The sequence below is a fragment of the Rhodoblastus acidophilus genome, assembly GCF_025961575.1.
Taxonomy (GTDB): Bacteria; Pseudomonadota; Alphaproteobacteria; order Rhizobiales; family Beijerinckiaceae; genus Rhodoblastus; species Rhodoblastus acidophilus_C.
The window spans coordinates 1-18,792 of record NZ_JAOQNX010000027.1; the positions used below are offsets into that span (position 1 = coordinate 1).

At 65.0% G+C, this 18,792-nt stretch carries 12 protein-coding genes and 1 pseudogene; 2 read left to right on the forward strand and 11 right to left on the reverse strand.

Features of this window, described 5'->3' with window-relative positions; genetic code table 11:
• The 7 genes and pseudogenes from M2320_RS17595 to M2320_RS17625 all read right to left on the reverse strand — a co-directional run.
• A pseudogene (locus M2320_RS17595) lies at positions 1-422 on the reverse strand (amidohydrolase); the annotation flags it as partial.
• 139 nt (positions 423-561) lie between these two features.
• Positions 562-2,034, reverse strand: coding sequence for a hypothetical protein (locus M2320_RS17600; RefSeq protein ID WP_264598391.1), 1,473 nt, complete (start codon positions 2,032-2,034; stop codon positions 562-564).
• A gap of 2 nt (positions 2,035-2,036) precedes the next feature.
• Positions 2,037-3,995, reverse strand: a complete 1,959-nt coding sequence (locus tag M2320_RS17605; RefSeq protein WP_264598392.1) for a tetratricopeptide repeat protein — start codon at positions 3,993-3,995, stop codon at positions 2,037-2,039.
• Positions 3,992-5,335, reverse strand: coding sequence for an HlyD family type I secretion periplasmic adaptor subunit (locus tag M2320_RS17610; RefSeq protein WP_264598393.1), 1,344 nt, complete (start codon positions 5,333-5,335; stop codon positions 3,992-3,994). Before M2320_RS17610 ends, M2320_RS17605 begins: the two co-directional genes overlap by 4 nt.
• On the reverse strand, positions 5,328-7,604 hold the full coding sequence (locus M2320_RS17615; RefSeq protein WP_264598394.1) for a peptidase domain-containing ABC transporter: 2,277 nt from the start codon (positions 7,602-7,604) through the stop codon (positions 5,328-5,330). Before M2320_RS17615 ends, M2320_RS17610 begins: the two co-directional genes overlap by 8 nt.
• Positions 7,605-7,793: 189 nt before the next feature.
• Positions 7,794-11,888, reverse strand: coding sequence for a glycosyltransferase (locus M2320_RS17620; protein ID WP_264598395.1), 4,095 nt, complete (start codon positions 11,886-11,888; stop codon positions 7,794-7,796).
• Between the two features lie 28 nt (positions 11,889-11,916).
• The gene (locus M2320_RS17625; protein ID WP_264598396.1) at positions 11,917-12,450 is read right to left on the reverse strand and encodes a hypothetical protein; all 534 of its coding nucleotides are present in this window, start codon (positions 12,448-12,450) and stop codon (positions 11,917-11,919) included.
• A gap of 323 nt (positions 12,451-12,773) precedes the next feature.
• On the opposite strand from M2320_RS17625, the gene M2320_RS17630 reads away from it, so the two are divergent.
• Both M2320_RS17630 and ilvN read left to right on the forward strand, forming a co-directional pair.
• A complete protein-coding gene (locus tag M2320_RS17630) occupies positions 12,774-14,534 on the forward strand; it encodes an acetolactate synthase 3 large subunit (protein ID WP_264598397.1) in 1,761 nt (586 codons plus the stop codon).
• 77 nt (positions 14,535-14,611) lie between these two features.
• Positions 14,612-15,163: an acetolactate synthase small subunit gene (gene ilvN / locus M2320_RS17635; protein WP_184427131.1), complete on the forward strand. Its 552-nt coding sequence runs from the start codon at positions 14,612-14,614 to the stop codon at positions 15,161-15,163.
• A gap of 161 nt (positions 15,164-15,324) precedes the next feature.
• On the opposite strand, the gene M2320_RS17640 is transcribed toward ilvN, so the two are convergent.
• The 4 genes from M2320_RS17640 to M2320_RS17655 form a co-directional block, all read right to left on the reverse strand.
• A complete protein-coding gene (locus M2320_RS17640; RefSeq protein WP_264598398.1) occupies positions 15,325-15,753 on the reverse strand; it encodes a type II toxin-antitoxin system VapC family toxin in 429 nt (142 codons plus the stop codon).
• The gene (locus M2320_RS17645; RefSeq protein ID WP_264598399.1) at positions 15,753-16,007 is read right to left on the reverse strand and encodes a type II toxin-antitoxin system Phd/YefM family antitoxin; all 255 of its coding nucleotides are present in this window, start codon (positions 16,005-16,007) and stop codon (positions 15,753-15,755) included. The genes M2320_RS17640 and M2320_RS17645 overlap by 1 nt, the downstream gene beginning before the upstream one ends.
• Positions 16,008-16,059: 52 nt before the next feature.
• Positions 16,060-17,070: a polyphosphate kinase 2 gene (gene ppk2 / locus M2320_RS17650; protein ID WP_264598400.1), complete on the reverse strand. Its 1,011-nt coding sequence runs from the start codon at positions 17,068-17,070 to the stop codon at positions 16,060-16,062.
• Between the two features lie 198 nt (positions 17,071-17,268).
• Positions 17,269-18,261 (reverse strand): transporter, encoded by a 993-nt coding sequence (locus M2320_RS17655; protein WP_264598401.1) that lies wholly within the window; start codon positions 18,259-18,261, stop codon positions 17,269-17,271.
• Positions 18,262-18,792: the final 531 nt, after the last annotated feature.

Genomic DNA, 18,792 nt, shown 5'->3' on the forward strand with positions numbered 1-18,792 from the left:
ACCATGGTCAGGCCGGTCAGCAAGGGATGATCGTGCTGGGCGATCAGGCCGGGGACGATCACCTTGTCGGCAAAGGTTTCGTCGACGACATAGGGTTGGCCTTCGGCCGCCGCCTGCAATTCCTCGACCGAGCCGACCGCCAGGATGCGATCGCCCAGCACGGCGACGGCGGTGGCCGACGGTTTGTCCGGGTCGAGCGTGACAATGTCTTTTGCGCGAAAAATGGTGACTTGCGGGAATGTGTTGCGCGCGAACCGGCTGGCCACATCCTGGAGCGAACCCTCCTGCGCCAGCGCCGGCGCCGAATCGGCCGCCTCGCAGACGAACGCGCCAGCCGCCGCCGCCTTCAGCATCTGGCGCCGCGACGGAAAGGTGAAATTGCGGAAGGCTTCGGCAAAGGCGGGATTGCACATGACGCACATGACGATGCCTCCAGTTCCGTGGGCGCCATCGGCGATGCGCGTGACCCACCCGCAGAACAAAAGTTCAGCTCAAGGTCACGATAGCGATATTTGCCACGCCGCCAACGGCGGACGCAGGAAATCGAAAAAACGGGTTCGCTCAGGAAGCCGTGCGTCCCGCGCCGACCGACTCGATCGCGCCCAGCGCCTCCAGCCGGACGCGATAGCGGGCGCCGACAGTCGCCGGATCGAACGCCGGCCCGGGCGGCGGCGCGGCGCGGGGGCCGCGAAACGCCGCGAGAAGCGCGTCCACGGCCTGCGCCGGATCGGGCTCCGCCCAGACCTGCCCCTCGCCCCAGGCATAGGCGCCGGCGGGCGTCGGCCGCAGGGCGGCCTCGACCAGATATTGCAGGCCCTCGTCACGAAAATCGAGATTGCCCGACCATCTCGTCGCCACTACGGGCCGGCGCAACAGAATGGCCTCGGCGATTGGCCGTCCAAACCCCTCGGCGCGGTGCAGGGAGACGAGGCAATCGCAACTCGCGAGCAGGCCGAGGGTCTCCTGCCGGCTCCATTCCTCGTCGACGAAAGCGATCCGGGGATCGTCGCCAGCCGAGGCCTGGAGGTCGCGCCAGGCTTGCGCGGAGGCCCCGGCGCGCATCGCCTTGACCACCAGACGCACCGAAAAATCCGGCAAGGGAAAAGCGGCGCGAAAGGCGGCGATCGCCCCGGCCGGATTCTTGCGCGCAAAGGACGAATTGCCGTCGAAGAAGCAGACGAACACGAAGGCGTCGTCCGGAAGTCCATAGGCGGCGCGATCCGCCGCCGCCTGAGCCACCACGGCCGAGGGCATCGACACCACGGGAACCGGCGCGCGCAATTCAAAGGCGTTGCGCACGAAACCGCTGATCGCCCAGATCTCGTCGGCGAGCAATGTGCAGAACGCCAGCGGCTCCGGCCAATGCGGCAATTCCCAGGGCCAGACGCAGATGGTTTTGCGGCCGCGCCACAGCGCGGAGCCGTGAACGCAGAAATACCGGAACGTCTCCCAGGCCGACAGGAACAGCAGATTGGTCGCATGGACCGGAGATGAGACGATTTCGGCGTCGAAGGCGTGCGGCTCGGTCCCGATGCCGGGGCCGGTCGGCGCATCGATCAGCACGTGGGGAATGGCGGCGGCGGTCAAGGCCGCGGCGGCGCAACGCGCGTCCTCGCCGATGCCGAGTCGCGCGCGCAAATGGCCGACCAGATTGACGCCGCCGGAGGGCGGCAGCGCCGGCGCCGGCGGCGGCCCCTCGGCCGGCGCGTTCAGATAGAGCCCGCGGACATCGGGACGGCCGAAGGCCTCGCGCAATACGGCATATTCCTTGACGCCATAATCCACCTGCCAAGCCAGGAAGCGCGTCTGGCCCTCGACGGTCTCAAGATCGAAGGCCTCCTGGAGATCGGGCCGCATCAGCCAGACGCCGACGCTCACGAGCAGCAGCGGGTTGGCGGCGGACGCGAAAGGCTGGAAGAAGATGTCGCGGGGATCGGCGCCGCCGCGACGCGCCTCGCGCGCCTGACGGCTCAGCGCCAGCCCGATCCGCCAGGCCGCCGAATCTCCGGCGATGCTCGACCGATCCCCCGCCATGCTTAACCGCGGCTTGAAACGACGCCGAGCGCCGGCCGGCCTTTCGCCGGCGGATCGCCAGGCGTTTCGGCGGCCGGTTTGGCGGCGCCGAGGGCGCCTTCGGCCTCGGCGCGCTTCATCATCTCCATGCCCTTTTCGACATCGGCCTCGACGCCCATGCCTTTGGCGACCATAACGCCGAGATTGTACAGCGCCAGCGCATGGCCCTGCTGCGCCGCGCGCTCGTACCAGCGCACGCCCTCGGTGAGATCCTTCTCGACCAGTTGGCCCTGGCAGAAAATGACGCCCATCTGGAACAAAGCGGGGGGAAAGCCGGCCTCGGCGGCCCTGCGCAGCCAAAGCACCGCCTCATGCGCCACCGCCGGGTCGTTGCGCGACAGCAATTGGTTGGCGACCAGATGCTGGGCGATCACGTTGCCGGCCTGGGCCGCGACGAGATAATGGCTGAGCGCGCCCTCGGGCTGCGCCCGGGCGGGATCGTAATGGCCGGCATAGAGGTGGCCCAGATGCAGGGAGGCGGCGACATAGCCCGAGTCGGCCGCATCCTGAAGCAATTGTTCCGCCTTGCGCGAATCCTTGAAGACGTCGCGCCCCTCGAGATAGATCATCGCCAATTGCGTCTTGGCCTGGCCGTCTCCCGCCTCGGAGGCTTCCTTGAGCAGTGCGACGGCGCGGGGCGCGTCGCGCGTTCCCCCGGCGCCGGCGAGATGCAGTTCGGCCAGTTTCACCTTGGCGTCGCGCAACCCATGGTCGGCCGCATATTGGCACCAGCGCAGCGCCTCCGTGAGGTCCTGCGCGACGCCCTGCCCATGCTGATGGCAGACCGCGAGATTGTAAGCCGCCGTGGCGTGGCCTTGCTCGGCCGCCTTCAGGAACCAGCGCGCCGCCTCCTGGAGGTTGGGCGACATGCCGACGCCGTTGGCGGCGTGACGGGCATAGAGGAACATGGCGTTGAGATCGCCGAGCTCCGCCGCCCGCAGCCGCCAGCGCGCGGCCTCGCGCCAGTCCGGCTCGACCGCGCCGCCTTGGCTGTAGAGATCCGCCAGCGCGATGATCGCGGGCAGATAGTCGCGCTTGGCCGACTTGCGCAAGAATGTCTCGGCGCGGCTCAGGTCCGCTTCGACCCCCTGTCCGCGCTGCAGCATAACCGAGAATTCGAATTGCGCGAAGGCGTCGCCCCCTTCGGCGGCCAGCCCCATGTAATGGGCGAAGCGTTCAACATCGGCGTCGCGTCCCGCGCCGTCGCGGTAGATCGTCGCGGTCGCCAGCTGGGCGGTGCAATGGCCCTGATCCGCGGCCTTTTCGTACCAGTGCGCGCCGGCCGCCTGATCCGGCGCGCCGCCGGCCAGGCCGCGATAGAGAATGTCGCCCAGTCCAAACTGCGCCGAGGCGTCGCCGCGCTGCGCGCCGCGTTCGAAGTGGAACAGGCCCTTTTCGTAATTCTGGGGCGCATGCTTGCCGAGCACATGGATCATGCCGAGCAAGGCGTCGGCTTGGGCAAGGCCGGATTCGGCCGCCCGCTCCAGCCAGGCGATCGCCTGTTCGGGATCAGCCGGATGCCGGCCGCCGCCGGCATAAAGCGCCTCTTCCACGCGGGCCGCCGTGTCGGGGTCGCGCGTGGTGCGCTTCCAATATTCGGGAACGGGCGTTTGTGCGCCCTCCAGCAGGCCGCGCCCGAGCCGGAATTGCGCCTCGACATGCCCTTGTTCGGCGGCGCGCCTGTACCACATCAGCGCATCGGCGCGATTCCAGCCGACACCCAGGCCGCGCTCATAACATTCCGCGATGCGAAAGGCGCTTTCCAGGTCGCCCGCCTCGTAGGCGCGCAGCCAGAGACGGACCGCCATGGGGAGATACCCGTCCTCGACCGCGGATTCCGCGCGGCGCTTCAGCCAGACGACCGCGCGACGATCGGCGAGTCGGCGCAGCCCGTGCGCCGCTCTGCGCAGATGCTTCCTCATGGTTCGCGCATCGCGCCGCTGACGCCGCGGAGCATGCCCTCCATCAGATAGGCGCCCGCCGAGCGGGAGCCGACCTTGATGTCGGCGACCAGCGTCATGCCGGGCATGAGCCGGAAATTGTCCGGGACCTTGACGAAGTGGTAATTTTCGATGGCGATGCCAACGCGATAATAGGGTTCTGTGGGCTGATTGGTGTCTTCGTTCACGGTGAAGGCGCCTTCGGTGATCCACTTGACGCGCCCCTCCGCATACCCATGGTGGGTGAAGTCGAAGGCGTCGACTTTCAGCGTCGCGGGATCGCCGACGCGCACAAAACCGATGTCGCGCGTCAGCACATTGACCTCCGCCGCCACGGGAACCCCCACCGGCATGGCGGTGATGAAATCGGCGCCGGCGCTCAGAACGGAACCGACCGAGAGCTTGGCCACGGTCAGGATGATGGAGTCTTCCGCAGCGGTGATCTGGACGAGGTCCTGGTGTTTCTGGGCCTTTTCGAGCTGCGCGAGCGCATTGTCCCGATTGTTGCGCGCGGTGACCAGATCCTGGCTGATCTGGGTCGACCATTGCTGAATGAAGGCCTCGCGATCGGCGCGCACCGACGACAGCTGCGCCTCCGCCTCCTTGAGGCTGTTGGTCATGTTCTCGAAGGCGCGCATCTGTTCGACGCGCTGGTCCTTGGACGCCAGTTGGTTCAGCAGAGAGCCGGCGCCGCTGGCCAGCAGCTTGTTGCGCATCTCTTCGACCTTGGCGGCGATCTCCACGCGCTCCTTGATACGGGCGATGTCGTTGTTGGTCTTGACGATGGTCGCCTCGATCTGCTTTTCCTTTTCCCGGTAACTGTTGATCTGCGCCGCATATTGCGCCACCCGCTGGGCATACAAGGCTTTTTGCAGCTCATTGTATTTTGACTCCGTCGGATCGGAGCTCGCAGGAAACACAGGCGGCTTGCCCGACAGTTCGGCCTCATCCCTGAGAATCTGGGGATTCAGGCTGGCGATCTGCTGCTTCAACTGGGTGACGTCGGCGGCGGCGAAGGTCGGATCGAGCGTCGCCAGCACTTGTCCCTTCTTCACCGTATCGCCCGGGCGGACATCGATCGACTTGATGATCGAGGTGTCCAGCGCCTGAAACACATTGCGCGCCGTGCTGACCGTCACCTTGCCGCCGACGCTGCCGACGACGCGATCGATGCGCATGAAAAAGAGGAGCGCCACGAAGACGACGATCATCGCGGCCAGCACATGCAGCGTGATGCGCGCGCTCAGGGGCTCCGGGGCCTCCCGGATCGCCGCGATCTCCGACTGGAACGACCGGACGGTCGCAAGCGCGTTCTTAGACAAGGCTCGCCCCCCTTCCCGGCAGGCGGTTGCTGGCCGCGGCCTCGATATGCCCGTTCTGCTGCAGCCACAGGCTGCGATAGATCTCGCAGCGCTCCAGAAGCACCCGATGCGGCGCCATGTCGAGGAACTTGCCGCGCTCCAGCACGAGGATGGCGTCGGAATTGACCAGCGAGGACAGGCGGTGGGAAATCACGATCACCGTGCGGCCCTTGGCGATCTTGCGGATGTTCTCGTTGACGATGTTTTCGGAATCCGGATCGAGCGCGCTGGTGGCCTCGTCGAAGATCAGGATCTTCGGATCGAGGATCATGCAGCGCGCGATCGCCAGGCGCTGGCGCTGGCCACCGGAAAGATTGGGCGAGCCCTCGTAGATGTAGGTGTCGTAGCCGCGCGGCAGACGATCGATGAATTCCTCCGCCCCAGCCAGGCGCGCCGCGCGCACCACCTCGTCGAAGGTCGCGCTGGGCTTGGCGGCCATGATGTTGTCGCGGATCGTGCCGCGGAACAGGAAGTTTTCCTGGAGGACCACGCCGAGACTGCGGCGCAGATGCGCGATATTGTACTCGCGCGCGTCCACGCCGTCGATCTTGATCAGACCCTCATAGTCGGAATGCAGGCGCTGAAGCAGACGCGTCAGCGTGGTCTTGCCCGAACCTGAGCGTCCGACCACGCCGAGCGTCGTGCCGACCGGGATCTCGAAGGACACATCGTCAATGGCCGGGCTGAGCGCGCCCTTGTAGGTGAAGCGCACCTTCGAGAACTCGACATGGCCGACAAGCGGCTTGCGCACGCCGCCGTCCCCAATGCCTTCCTCACGGGGCTGGTTCAGCAGTCCCTTCACGACAGAGACGGCGGCCCGCGCTTCGTCGCCCTGGGTGATCAATTGCGCCATCTGCATCAGCGGACCGGCGACGCGTTGCGACAGCATCAGGAAGGCGAACAGCGAGGCGATAAGAGTCGGATCGTCGGTGGTCAGCGCCAGATAGACGCCGACGGCATAGCTGCCCGTGACGGCCAGACGCTCCAGCGGCCGCACGCCGGTCTGGATGAAGGCGGCGACCTTCGCCTGATGGTCGAGCGCTTTTGCCACGCGCGCAACCAGAACGTCCCATTCCCGCCGCTGACGGCTTTCCAGCGCCAGCGACTTCACCGTGCGCATGCCGGCGACCGTCTGGTACAGGAACGAGCCGCGCTCGGTCTGCGTGGCGATCACGCGCTCTGTCGCGTCGCGGAAGGTCGGAAGCATGGCGACAAGCCACAGGACGATCAGACCGCAGATCCCCAGCACAATGAAGGTGAGCAGGGGGCTGAAAAAGAACATGACGGGCAGGAAGAACAGCAGCGTCATCGAGTCGAGCACAGTCCCGAACAACTGGCCGGTCAAGAAGTTGCGGATTTTCCAGAGCTCGTTGATGTTGTGCATCACGCGGCCGACCTCGTTGCGCTCGAAGAAATCGATCGGCAAGGCCAGGACGCGGTCCAACAGATATTCGGAAAGGCGCACGTCGACCCGGGAGGTCAGCGCTTGCAACATGTAGGAGCGCAAATAGGCGAAGATGGTTTCGAACACGACCAGGACGAGCATGCCCACGGTCAGCACCGTGAACGTGTTCATCGCCTTGAATGCAATCACCTTTTGGCTCATCAACTGCCAGTAGATGATCGGCGCCAGCGCCAGCAGGCTCAGGACGAGCGCGCTGATGGCGATATCGCGCGCCAGCCTCCGTTCGCGAAAGACCAGCGCCGCGATCAGATTGAGGCTGAAGGGCTGCTCTTCGTCCTTGATGTCGTAATTGCGGCGGATCAGGACGACTTCGCCGGTCCAGATCTCCTGGAAGCGCAGCCAGTCGACGAACAATTCCGCGCCTTCGGCGGCGTTGGGATCATGCAGCCACACGCCGAGCGGCATGCGATGGTCGATGGCGACCCGCGCCAGCACCAGGCTCGCGCCGGTCTTGAGGCGGATGATGGCGGGAACGGCCTGGCCGATCTGGGTCAGGCCGTCCCAGTCGAGATGGACCAGCTTGGCCTTGAAACCGGCCTTGCGCGCGCAGTGGACCAGCCCGTCATAATCGACCGCGCGGTCAGGCAAGGCGTTGTCATGAACGATTTCGTCGACGGTGACCGTGACGGCGTGATGCGCCGCGACCATGCACAGGCATTCGAGGGCGGATTTGTGCTTTTCCCCGGCGTCGTGATGGAAGCCATTGTCTTCGGACGCCTTGGCGCGCCCTGCGCGCGCCGCGGGCAAAATCTCAATGCTGGCCATGAGCTTCCCAAATTCCTTGGATAACATTCTATTTATAGCGAACATAAAGTTTGCGCGCAAGGCGACCAGTTTGCCACGAAATCTGGAGCATTTTCAAGCGCGAGCGCATTGTATTAATATTAATAACAAAAATATTCCCGTAGCATCGTGCGATTTCAGCGTCACACGACAGCAATCTGACCGCGTCCTTCAGTCAGAGTCTCCTGCCCCGAGCGTCGCGGCAATGGCGTCGGCGCATTTGTCCCAGGAATACTTGGCGACGACCTCGACAAAACCGGCGCGGCCCATGCGCCGGCGCGCCTCGGGATCGTCGGCCAGCCGCGCCATGGCGCCGGCGAGCTCCTCCACGCCGGCGGCCAGAATCCCGGTCTCCTCGGGACGCACCAGATCGCGGAAGGCGGCGCAGCGGGCGTTGGCGATCACCGGCTTGCCGAACAGCCAGGCCTCGCACAGCACGATGCCAAAACTCTCGCTGCGGCTCATGCTGATCAGCCCGAGGCAGGCGGCGAGCGCGCCGCGCACAATTTCGCGGCTCTGTCGCCCAAGAACATGAAGGCCCGGCGCGGCGACAGCGAAGCCGTCGTCGTCGGGTCCGATCATCACCAGATCGATGTCGGAGCGGCGGGCGCGCAATTTGAGATGGGCTTCGATCACGTCGAAATAGCCCTTGGAGCCGGTCTTGCGCCCCAAGACCAGATAAAAGGGATTTTGGACTGGGCAGACTTCGCGAAAGGCGCGCCCGACGCCGGGGCCGCCCAGATCGCCAAAACTGACGCCGCCCCCGGGAACGACGGCGCATTTTTCCGCATCTCCCAACATGCGCGCCAAAGAATCCGAGAACAGCAGCGTCCGGTCTGCGCTGGCAAAAGCGTCGTAATAGCTCCGCCAATGATAAAAACGGTCGTCGCCGTGAAAGTGCGGCAGGGCGACGATGCGCGGCCTTTTGCTCAGGCCCGCCAGCGTCGCCACGGAGCTGGGAACGACGTCGAAGGGAACGCCCTGGACCAGAACGCAATCGTAGCCGCCGCCATGCGCCGCCAGCCAATCCTGCATCGCCGGGGCGTGAGGGCCGCGCATGGCGGAAAAGGCGGCGTCGGCGTCGGGTTCGCGTCGCAGGGCGGCCTGGCGCAAAGCCGCCGCCCAGCCCTCGAAATCCTCGCGCAGCACATCCTCCGGCTGGAAGGCGAGATCGGCCGCATGCGTGCGCAAGGCCGAAAAATCCTCGGCGCCGGCGCAGGAGACGGCGGCCGCCTCGACCATCACGCCGAACGGGCGATGATCGGGCGGCGTCTCATGCTCGTCCGCCCGGCACAGAAGGATGCGGACACAGTCGTCCGGCGCTTCGGGCAAGGCGAAATGCACATCGAAATGGTCGGAAAGACGCGCCTCGCAATTCAGGCTGATGATCGGCGACCCATCGCGCGGCGCTTGCACCAGAATCAGCGACAGGTTCTTTTCCACGGTCGCGACGCCGCGCAGATGGAAAAACCGCGCTTCGCGCGGGATCAGGACGGAGAAATCCGGCGCCGTCCAACGACGCGCGCGCCCGTCCAGATATTCGGTCCCATAAAATCCCGACAGCAGCCGCGGCGCCTGGGCGTCGCCAAGGCTTTTGGCGAAGGGGGCGAGCAGATGAAACTCCTCCTGCGCCCAGACCCGCTCCAAGTCTTGCGCACGGCTCCGCAACTCGGCCTCGTCGAGCTCCTCGTTGGGGAAATAGCGGGCGCCGTCAAAAATCTCGCCGATCCGGCCCGCGGCGCCTGGACCCGCCGTCAGCGCACAGCCGAAATGATGACGGTTCTCGATGCGCTCGACGTCGACCGCCGCAAGGTCGATGCGCGCGAACCGGCCGCGCAGCCGTTTCGCAACTTCAACCAGATATTCCTCGGCGCCGCCGAGCGACGGTTCGGTGTAGCGATAGGTCACGACCAGCAGTTTTTTGCCAGGCGGCGGCGCCGGCGCGCGCAGAAGCGGCTGCAACGCCGCCCGAAAAGCCTGCGCGATCGCCGCCCAGGACAAGTCCTGCTCCGCATAGGCGCGCGCGCGCCCCCCCTGCGCCAGAAGGGCGGCGGGATCCGAAAACATCTGCGCCAGCGCGCGCGGAAACTCCAAAAGTTCGACCACCCGGCCCGCGCCGCGCTCGGCGACGGCGAACCCGCGCGCCCCTTGCGGGGTGTTGAGGGTCGGCAGGCCCTGCGCCATGTAATCCGGCAATTTCAAGCTGGAGCCGCCGCCGACGGTGACGGGGTTCAGCGCCAGATCCCATTGCGACATGACGACATTTTTCACGCGCTCCGGCGCGACGCCGTGCAGGACCACATTCGGCGCCGTCGCCTTGAGCGCCGAGCAGACCGAGCCGATCAGCTCGAAGCGCAATTGAGGAAAGGCCGGCGCCAACGTGCGCACGATATAGTCGGCGGCCTCGACATTGGGGCCATGGCTGGAGCCCAAGAAGCCGACCCGTCCGAACAGGCCCGGCGCGCGGCCCGCCCTTTCGAACGGCCCGATCCGGCAGCCATTGCCGGCGACAACGATCGGAACCGAACTCATCTTGGCGAAATGGGCGCGATCGCCCGGCGTGCAGCAGACGATCAGGTCGGCCTGCGCGACGAGACGGCGCTCGAGTTCGGCGATGAAACCGACAAGAGTGCGCGCCAGCGGATGGCCGCGCAGCAGCTTGCGCTTCAGCTCCGCCTCGACATTGTGGGCGCTGTAGACGACGGGCGCGTCGGGCCGCAAACGGCGCAAATCCTCGAGCGCCGGCGCCATATAGGGATGTTCGAAAATGAAGGCTTGCGCGGAATGCGCCAGCGCGGCCGCAATCTCCCGCAGCGCCCGGTTGGCCGCGACGAACAGCGCGGCGACTCCGTCGTTCACCGACACCGACTGGTCCCGGTTCACCTCCGCCTCGAAGGCGGCGTGCTCAGCGTGTTTGGGGACGCCGACGTGCAGCACGCCCTGATCGAGCAGGCCGATTTGGGCGTGTTCGGCAAAGGTTAGAAGAACGACGTCGCACCCGAGCGCGCCGAGCAGGTTGGCGATCCGCGCCGCGCCGCCCGAGGGGGCGCCGGCCACGGGATAATCGTTGAAGGCCAGGACCATGGGCCGCGCCGCCGCCGGCGCGGCGGCGGCGTCCCGGCGCAAGTCGGCGGCCAATTGATCGGCGATCGCGCCCCAGCCGAAGCGCGCCCTGGCCAGCTCCCGGCCCTGCGCGGCGATCCGCGCCCGCAGCGCGCCATCGGCCAGCGCGCGGCGGATCGCCAGGACAAAATCCTCGCGCTGCACGATGACCGCGTGTTCGTCCGGCGTCAGCCCCAGGCCGCGCACCCCTTCGGGCGTCGACACCATCGGCACGCCGGCGGCCAGCGCCTCGACCGCCTTGAGGCTGGAGCCGGAGCCGCGCACCACCGGATTGATGTAGAGGTCGGCGTCGCCCAGCAATTCCTTCTTCTGCGCCGGCGTGAAAAACCCGAACAGCTCGACATTGTCCGGCCGCGGCTTGTGCGCGATCGCCGCGCAAACGCCCCCGGCGAGGACAAACCGGCAGTCCGGCAGATGACGGGCGAGGACCAGAATATTTTCGGCCGCGTCGACATTGGGCATGTGCGCCGAGCCGGTGAACAGCAGGCGCGCCCCGGCCTCGCGCGGCGACGCTTCCCGCGCCGCGGCGATCGCGCCGATCTCGGCCTCGGCATAGCCGTTGGGGCAGGCCAGCACGTTTGTCGCGCCATAGAGCAGGCGAAACACCTCGGCGTCGCCTTCGCTCGCCGCGAATGTCCTGGCGCGACGGACGAGGTTGCCCTCCATGCGCAGCAATTTCAGCCAGACGGTCTCGAACCCCGGCCCGGCGACGATCGAGGAGAGCAGGCTCGCCTCGACATTATGCGCATTGTAAACTTCGGGCGCGGGCGCGCCCTCGGCGAAAATCGGCTCCGAAAACGGAAATTCGTGGAGGATGACATCCACGCCTTCGGCCAGTTCGCAGGCGGCGCGGCGCAGCGCGCAGGCGGGGTCGCTCACCGCCAGCGCGAACATCAGCCCCCAGAGATCGCCGACGACGCCCGCCTCCAGCAGGGTGGCCTGCGCCTTGCGCCAATGGTCGTCCTTGGGAAAGCGCAATTCCCGAAAGTCGGGACTGTGCTGGATGTCCTCGAAGCGGGCGCCGTAGTCGGTCGAGGTCAGCAGGGTGATGTCATAATGGCGCGACAGCTCGCGATAGAGGCCGCCGAGCCGCATCTCGCCGCCGCTCGACGGCGGCGAAAAAGCGGGAAAAAAGCAGAGCACGAGAGCTCTAGGCTTGCGCGCAGTCATGTCAGTCCTCGACGATGAACCGGGGCGGGTTCAGTTCGTCGAACCCCTCGGGTCCGAACACGGCGCTGAGTTCGCCGTCGAGCGGCAGCAGGGCGAACCGCCAGCGCCGCCCCGAAATTTCAGGCGCAGAAAGCGCGGCGGCGAAAAAATCCTCGCGGGCCATCCCAGTAAATTCTTGGGGCGCCGGCGCGCCCCCCCAAAACAGCGCGCAGGCGCGCCGGGCGAATTCCTCCGGTTCGGCCGCGCCGGAAAGGCGCGCGGCCAGGCCGAAAACGGCGCCCTCGCTCTCCGTCGCCGCGCGGGTTTCGCACAGGACCAGCCAGTCCGGCGCAGCGATCGCCGCATCCGCCGGGAAAACCATGTGTTTGCCGATCTTGCGCCCAGCGCCGGCGGACAGCACGATTTCCGGACCGTTCTTCGGGGCGAAAAAGTCGTCTTCCGCTTCCGCGCAAGGGTCCTGCATGACGTCGAGCAAGCGGCGCAAAGTGGAGGCCGTGAGCCATTGAAAACTGTCTTCCGGCTTGCCGGCGCTCATTGCTGTCCTCGCCATCAAACCGGGCGGAATGAAACGCTTTCCGGGTTAGTGGAGGCGTCCCGCTCCGTCAAGCATGCGCTTTCCGCGATTTTACGGGGAAGCTCTTGACCGTCGCGCCCGCCTGTCATAGTAAATCTCCCCTATTCAGGAGAATGGAACGCGTGAACCTCCTTGTCGTAAATGAAGCGCCAGAAACAGGCCGGGTGTGACCCGGTATCCTGAAGCTGGCGCTTGATCCGGGTCCCGAAAGGGGCCTTTTTTATTTTCTGCGACAATGGGCCGAGGCGACGGGCCACAGGCAACGGAAAAAGGTGGAACGGAAGATGTCGAAGATCATGACCGGCGCCGAAATGGTGGTGCAAGCCCTGCAAGACCAGGGCGTGACGCATTTGTTCGGCTATCCCGGCGGCGCGGTCCTTCCGATCTATGACGCTTTGTTCCACCAGGACAAGGTCCAGCACGTGCTGGTGCGCCACGAACAGGGCGCGGCCCATGCGGCGGAAGGCTACGCCCGCTCGACCGGCAAGGTCGGCGCGGTGCTGGTGACCTCCGGCCCGGGCGCGACCAACGCCATCACCGGCCTCACCGACGCGCTCATGGATTCCATTCCCGTGGTCTGCATCACGGGGCAAGTGCCGACCCATCTGATCGGCTCCGACGCGTTCCAGGAATGCGACACGGTTGGCCTGACCCGCCATTGCACCAAGCATAATTACCTCGTGCGCAAGATCGAGGATTTGCCGCGCATCCTCCACGAGGCTTTTTACATCGCCCGTTCCGGACGTCCCGGCCCGGTGGTGATCGACATCCCCAAGGATGTGCAATTCGCCAGCGGCCCCTATGCGCCGCCCAAGAATGCGCAACACAAAACGTACCATCCGCGCGTAAAAGCCGACATCGGCAAGATCAAGCAGGCCGTGGCGATGATGGCCAAGGCGAAGAAGCCGATCCTCTACACCGGCGGCGGCGTGGTCAACGCCGGCCCGGCCGCCTCCACTTTGTTGCGCGAACTGGTGCAGCAGACCAATTTCCCCATCACCTCGACGCTGATGGGCCTGGGCGCCTATCCCGGCTCCGGCCCGAACTGGCTGGGCATGCTCGGCATGCACGGCTCCTACGAGGCCAACAACGCCATGCATGATTGCGACCTCATGGTCTGCATCGGCGCGCGCTTCGACGACCGCATCACCGGCCGCCTCGACGCCTTCTCCCCGGGCTCGAAGAAGATCCACATCGACATCGACCCCTCCTCCATCAACAAGACCGTGATGGTGGACCTCGCCATTGTCGGCGACTGCGGGCATGTGCTCGAGGACATCGTGCGCCTGTGGCGCGCCGAGGCGCACCAGACCGACGCCAAGGCGCTCGGCGCCTGGTGGGCGCAGATCGACAAGTGGCGGGCGCGCAAGAGTTTCGGCTACAAAAAGTCGGATACGACCATCAAGCCGCAATACGCCATCGAGCGTCTGTATGAGCTGACCAAGGACCGCAAGACCTACATCACCACCGAAGTGGGCCAGCACCAGATGTGGGCGGCGCAGCACTACAAGTTCGAGGAGCCCAACCGCTGGATGACCTCCGGCGGCCTGGGCACGATGGGCTATGGCCTGCCCGCCGCGATCGGCACCCAGCTCGCCCATCCCGACGCGCTGGTGATCGACATCGCCGGCGAAGCCTCGATCCTGATGAACATCCAGGAACTCTCGACGGCAAAACAGTTCTTGGCGCCGGTCAAAGTGTTCATCCTCAACAACGAATATATGGGCATGGTGCGCCAGTGGCAGGAACTGCTTCATGGCGGGCGCTATTCCTCGTCCTATTCCGAAGCCCTGCCCGATTTCGTCAAGCTGGCGGAAGCCTATGGCATGAAGGGCATTCGCTGCTCCGACCCCAAAAACCTCGACGCGGCGATCCAGGAGATGATCGACTATCCCGGCGCGGTGCTCTTCGATTGCCTGGTGGACAAGGCGGAGAATTGCCTGCCGATGATCCCGTCGGGCAAGGCCCACAACGACATGATCCTGCCCGATTTCGAGGAAGACATCGGCAAGGTCATCGACGACAAGGGCAAGATGCTGGTGTGAGGACACCTCCCTCTCCCCTCGAGCGGGGGAGAGGGGACGCAACCGCCCAGGATTGAGAACACTTTCAGGAACGCCCCATGAACGCCCAGGCCGCCCTTTCGCCCTACTCCTCCTCCGCCGGCAAGACCGAGCGCCACGAAACCCATGTCCTGTCCGTCCTCGTCGACAACGAACCCGGCGTTCTCGCCCGGGTCGTCGGCCTGTTTTCCGGACGCGGCTACAACATCGAAAGCCTGACGGTCGCCGAAGTCGCCCATCTCCAAGGCCTTTCGCGCATCACCGTGGTCACCTCCGGCGCGCCGGAGACCATCGAGCAGATTTCCCACCAGCTCGAACGCATCGTGCCCATCCACAGGGTCACCGACCTCAGCCTCGACAACGCTTTTGTTCAGCGCGAACTGGCGATGATCAAGGTGCGCGGCAAGGGCGAGGCCCGCACCGAAGCCCTGCGCCTCGCCGAGGCGTTTCGCGCCCGCGTCATCGACGCCACCACGGAAAGCTTTATTTTCGAGCTGACCGGTGCGCCGAAAAAAATCGACGATTTCGTCGAACTGATGCGGCCGATCGGGCTGGTTGAAGTGTCCCGCACCGGCGTCGCCGCGATCACCCGCGGCCCCCAGGCGATGTAACGGGCGGCGCAGGCGTCCCCAAAAACTCGACCGGCCGCCCTAGAGCATTTTCGAGCGAAGTGGATGCCGGTTCGCGTGAAGAAAATGCGTCAAAATAAAGAACTAGAGCGCATTCGGTGAACGGGAGTTCACCGAATGCGCGATAGCGGCCGGTTTCGTTTTCAAACGCCCTGTTCGGATTCGCTCCAGGGATTCAGCAGACGGCATCCGCTCGCTTCAAAATCGCGAATATTGCGCGTCACCACCGTCAGGCCATGAACCAGCGCAGTCGCCGCAATCAGCGCGTCGCGTTCGGACTGACGATCGGGAACATGCAGCCGCGCGCAGGCGCGCGCAACGGCGAGATCAACCGCCAGGACGCGTCCAAGGAAGCGCGGCAGAACCTGGCCTTCAAGCCAGGAGCGCAATACCTTTCCCTGAGCGGCGTCTCGGCGTTCGACGGACAGCACGCCCATCTCCAGTTCCACAATGCTGACCGCGGACAAAAAAACCTCCGCCGAGGCGACCGACGCCGCCCAGCCCAAAACTTTGGGATCGGCGCGCTCGGAACGGCGCAGCTCCGACACCACATTGGTGTCGAGCAGATACATCAGCTCAAATCCGCATCGCGGGTCACGCGTTCGAGTTTCGGCGGCGCAAAATCGACATCGGGCGCGCCGGGCTGCGCCAAAGCCTCCGCCAGGGTTTCAGAGCCACCCGTCAGGCGGCGATATTCCTCGATCGACAGCAGGACATGCGCGGGCCGACCGCGATCAGTGATGAGCACAGGACCGCTTTGCGCGGCCTTTTTGGCGCGGCCGACATCCTGATTGAATTCGCGACTGGTGATGGTGATGACGCTCATGCGGCCTCCATGTAGCAACATTACTACATCGGCCGTCGATCAACAAGTCGCCCTACCCCCGCTTCAACTCGGGATGCACGGTCTTGTCGATGATGTGCATGTCCCGGCCGATCACATGCTCGGTCGAACCGACGATCAGCGGGTCCGGAGCGTGGATGATCGAAAGGTCCTTGTTCGGATAGGGCAAGGACCACAGGAAATGGGTCATGCAATTGAGCCGCGCCCGTTTCTTGTCGTCCGACTTGATGATGGTCCAGGGAGCGTCGGCCGTGTCCGTGTAGAAGAACATGGCCTCCTTCGCCTCGGTGTAATCGTCCCATTTGTCGAGCGAGGCGAGGTCGATCGGCGAAAGTTTCCATTGTTTCAGCGGGTCGTCCTTGCGCGCTTCAAAACGCCGCCGCTGCTCTTCCCGCGACACCGAAAACCAATATTTGAACAGCCGCACGCCCGAGCGCGCCAGCATGCGCTCGACCTCGGGGCATTGCCGCATGAATTCGAGATATTCGGTGGGCGTGCAAAACCCCATGACGCGCTCGACGCCGGCCCGATTGTACCAGGAGCGGTCGAAAAGGCAGATTTCGCCGCCCGACGGCAATTGCGAAATGTAGCGCTGGAAAAACCATTGCGTGCGCTCACGCTCGGTCGGCTTTTGCAGGGCGACGACGCGCGCCGTGCGCGGGTTCATGTGCTCCATATATCGTTTGATCGTGCCGCCCTTGCCGGCGGCGTCGCGCCCCTCGAACAACATGACGATCTTCTCGCCGCTGCTCTCGACCCAGCGCTGCGCCTTGAGCAACTCCTGCTGCAATTTCAGCATGTGCTCTTCATAGGGGGCGGTGCGCATATGCTGCGCATAAGGATATTCGCCGCTCTCGAACACGCGCCGGATCGCGACGGGATCATGCTTCATCTGCGCGAGGCGATGATGCGGCTCATCCGCAGCCGGCCCATGCGGAGCCCCCGTCTTGGCTGGCGCGGCGACCTTGGGGGCGGCCGGCGCGGCGGGCTTCTTTTCAACGGCGGGCTTGGAAGCGGCGGGCGGCGGCGGGACGGTTTCGTTCACGCGCAAATCCTTGTTCTGCGGCGGGCGGGCCGCCCGAGCCTGTCAACGCGTCACATTACCGCAACAATCTTGTGCGGGCCATGATGCGGCGCAAATTTCCGCATTGGCGCCTAACAACATGCAAAACCGCCGGCGGAGAACCGCCGGCGGTCGAAGGCGACGCGGTCAGGCGCGAGGCCCGACCGAGCGAAACAAGTCTCAGTACTTGGCGACGACGGCCTTCGGCGCTTCCGGGTTCCACAGCGGGATGATGGTGCGCAGCAGCCCGCGGGTTTCCTTCTGCGGCCAGGCGTAGCCCGGCAGGTGGCCGGAGGTGCTGTCGTGCACGTAGAGGTCGGTCGCGACGGTCGCCTGGGTGATCACCGGGCCGAAATTGTAGCCGACCAGGCCGCCCAGCGCGAACTGGGAATAGCCGCTGCCGGCGAGCGGGGTGTTCGGTCCGTAGAGCGGATCGTTGTAGGTTCCGGTCGACCCGACCGAGCCGTAACCGATCACGCCGACTTCCCACTTGCCCAGGGTCTTGGTCAGGCCCAGGTCGTAGTTGAAGAAATTGGCGTTCTGCCGCGGTACCGGCAGGAACGGAGCGAACGGAGCGCCGCCGTTCACGGAATTGGTGTTGCCGATCAGGTTGAAAATCAGGTTGGCGGTCGCGTTCCAGCCGTCGCCGTGCCAGGCGAGCGCCAATTGCTGATGGAACGTGGTCTGGTTGAACGGATTGGCGGCGAGCTTGACGCCGGCGGACCAGAGGTCCGTGCCGGTAATGCCGATGTAAACGCCGGCGAGATAGGAGACCGAGAAGCCGTTGCCGATGTTCCAGGCGATCTGACCCGCGAGGAAGGGGTTGTAGAGGCCGCGCCCCGAGATGCCGCCGAGGCCGCCGGTCGGCGAAGTGGCGTTGATTTCCGGAACGGCGCCGAGGAACTGGATGCGGCCGCCGGCGATGGTCCAGGGGGTCGACCAGGCGACGAGCGGGACGTTGTAGTCAAAACCATTGCTGCCGGCCTTGGTCGAGCGCCAGGAGCCGACCGAGGCGATGTCGATGAAATACACGCCTTCCGGCAGCGGCGAGGCGAGGTCGAGACCGGCGCGTTCGCCGGGGGGCGTGGTCGAACCGGCGATGCTGGCGAGCGCGGCGCCCGAGAAAGTCATGGCGCCGAACAATGCGCCGGCGAATTTGGCGGTGAGTTTCATTGTGAATACCCCTCCCGAGGGCTTCAGTTGCACATTGGATTGCTCCAACCCGGTTGCAGCGGGGTTGGCCGTGTGGCGTGACCGGGAGCTTCCGAGAGCTTCACAATAATCCAGCGCCCCCGCCCGAAGAAGGCGGCGTCGTCATAATCGAGGCGTAATCAGGGTCATCAAGGCAATTCTGAGGCCTCGCGTTGTAGAAATGACACAGAAATCGATAGACAATATCAAGTTTGATCAGACTCGAGATGGGCAAATTTATTTCTCTTAGATAAATATTCCACAAAACTCATCTTGCAGAGTAGAAAATTTAAAACACGCACAAATGCTCGCCTCACACACATGCGCGTCTGACGCGATTCCTGCCGCAAAGTCGCAAGTTCGGATCACCCGCGGACAAGCATTTTTATTTTGGATAGATAAATACCCTCTCATCTTTCTCTCTGGGAGTTGAAAATTTTACGCTTGCGCCAAGCTCTGCTGCACGCGCCTTTGCTGCGCCGTGATCATGCGGAATCACGACACACGCGCCTT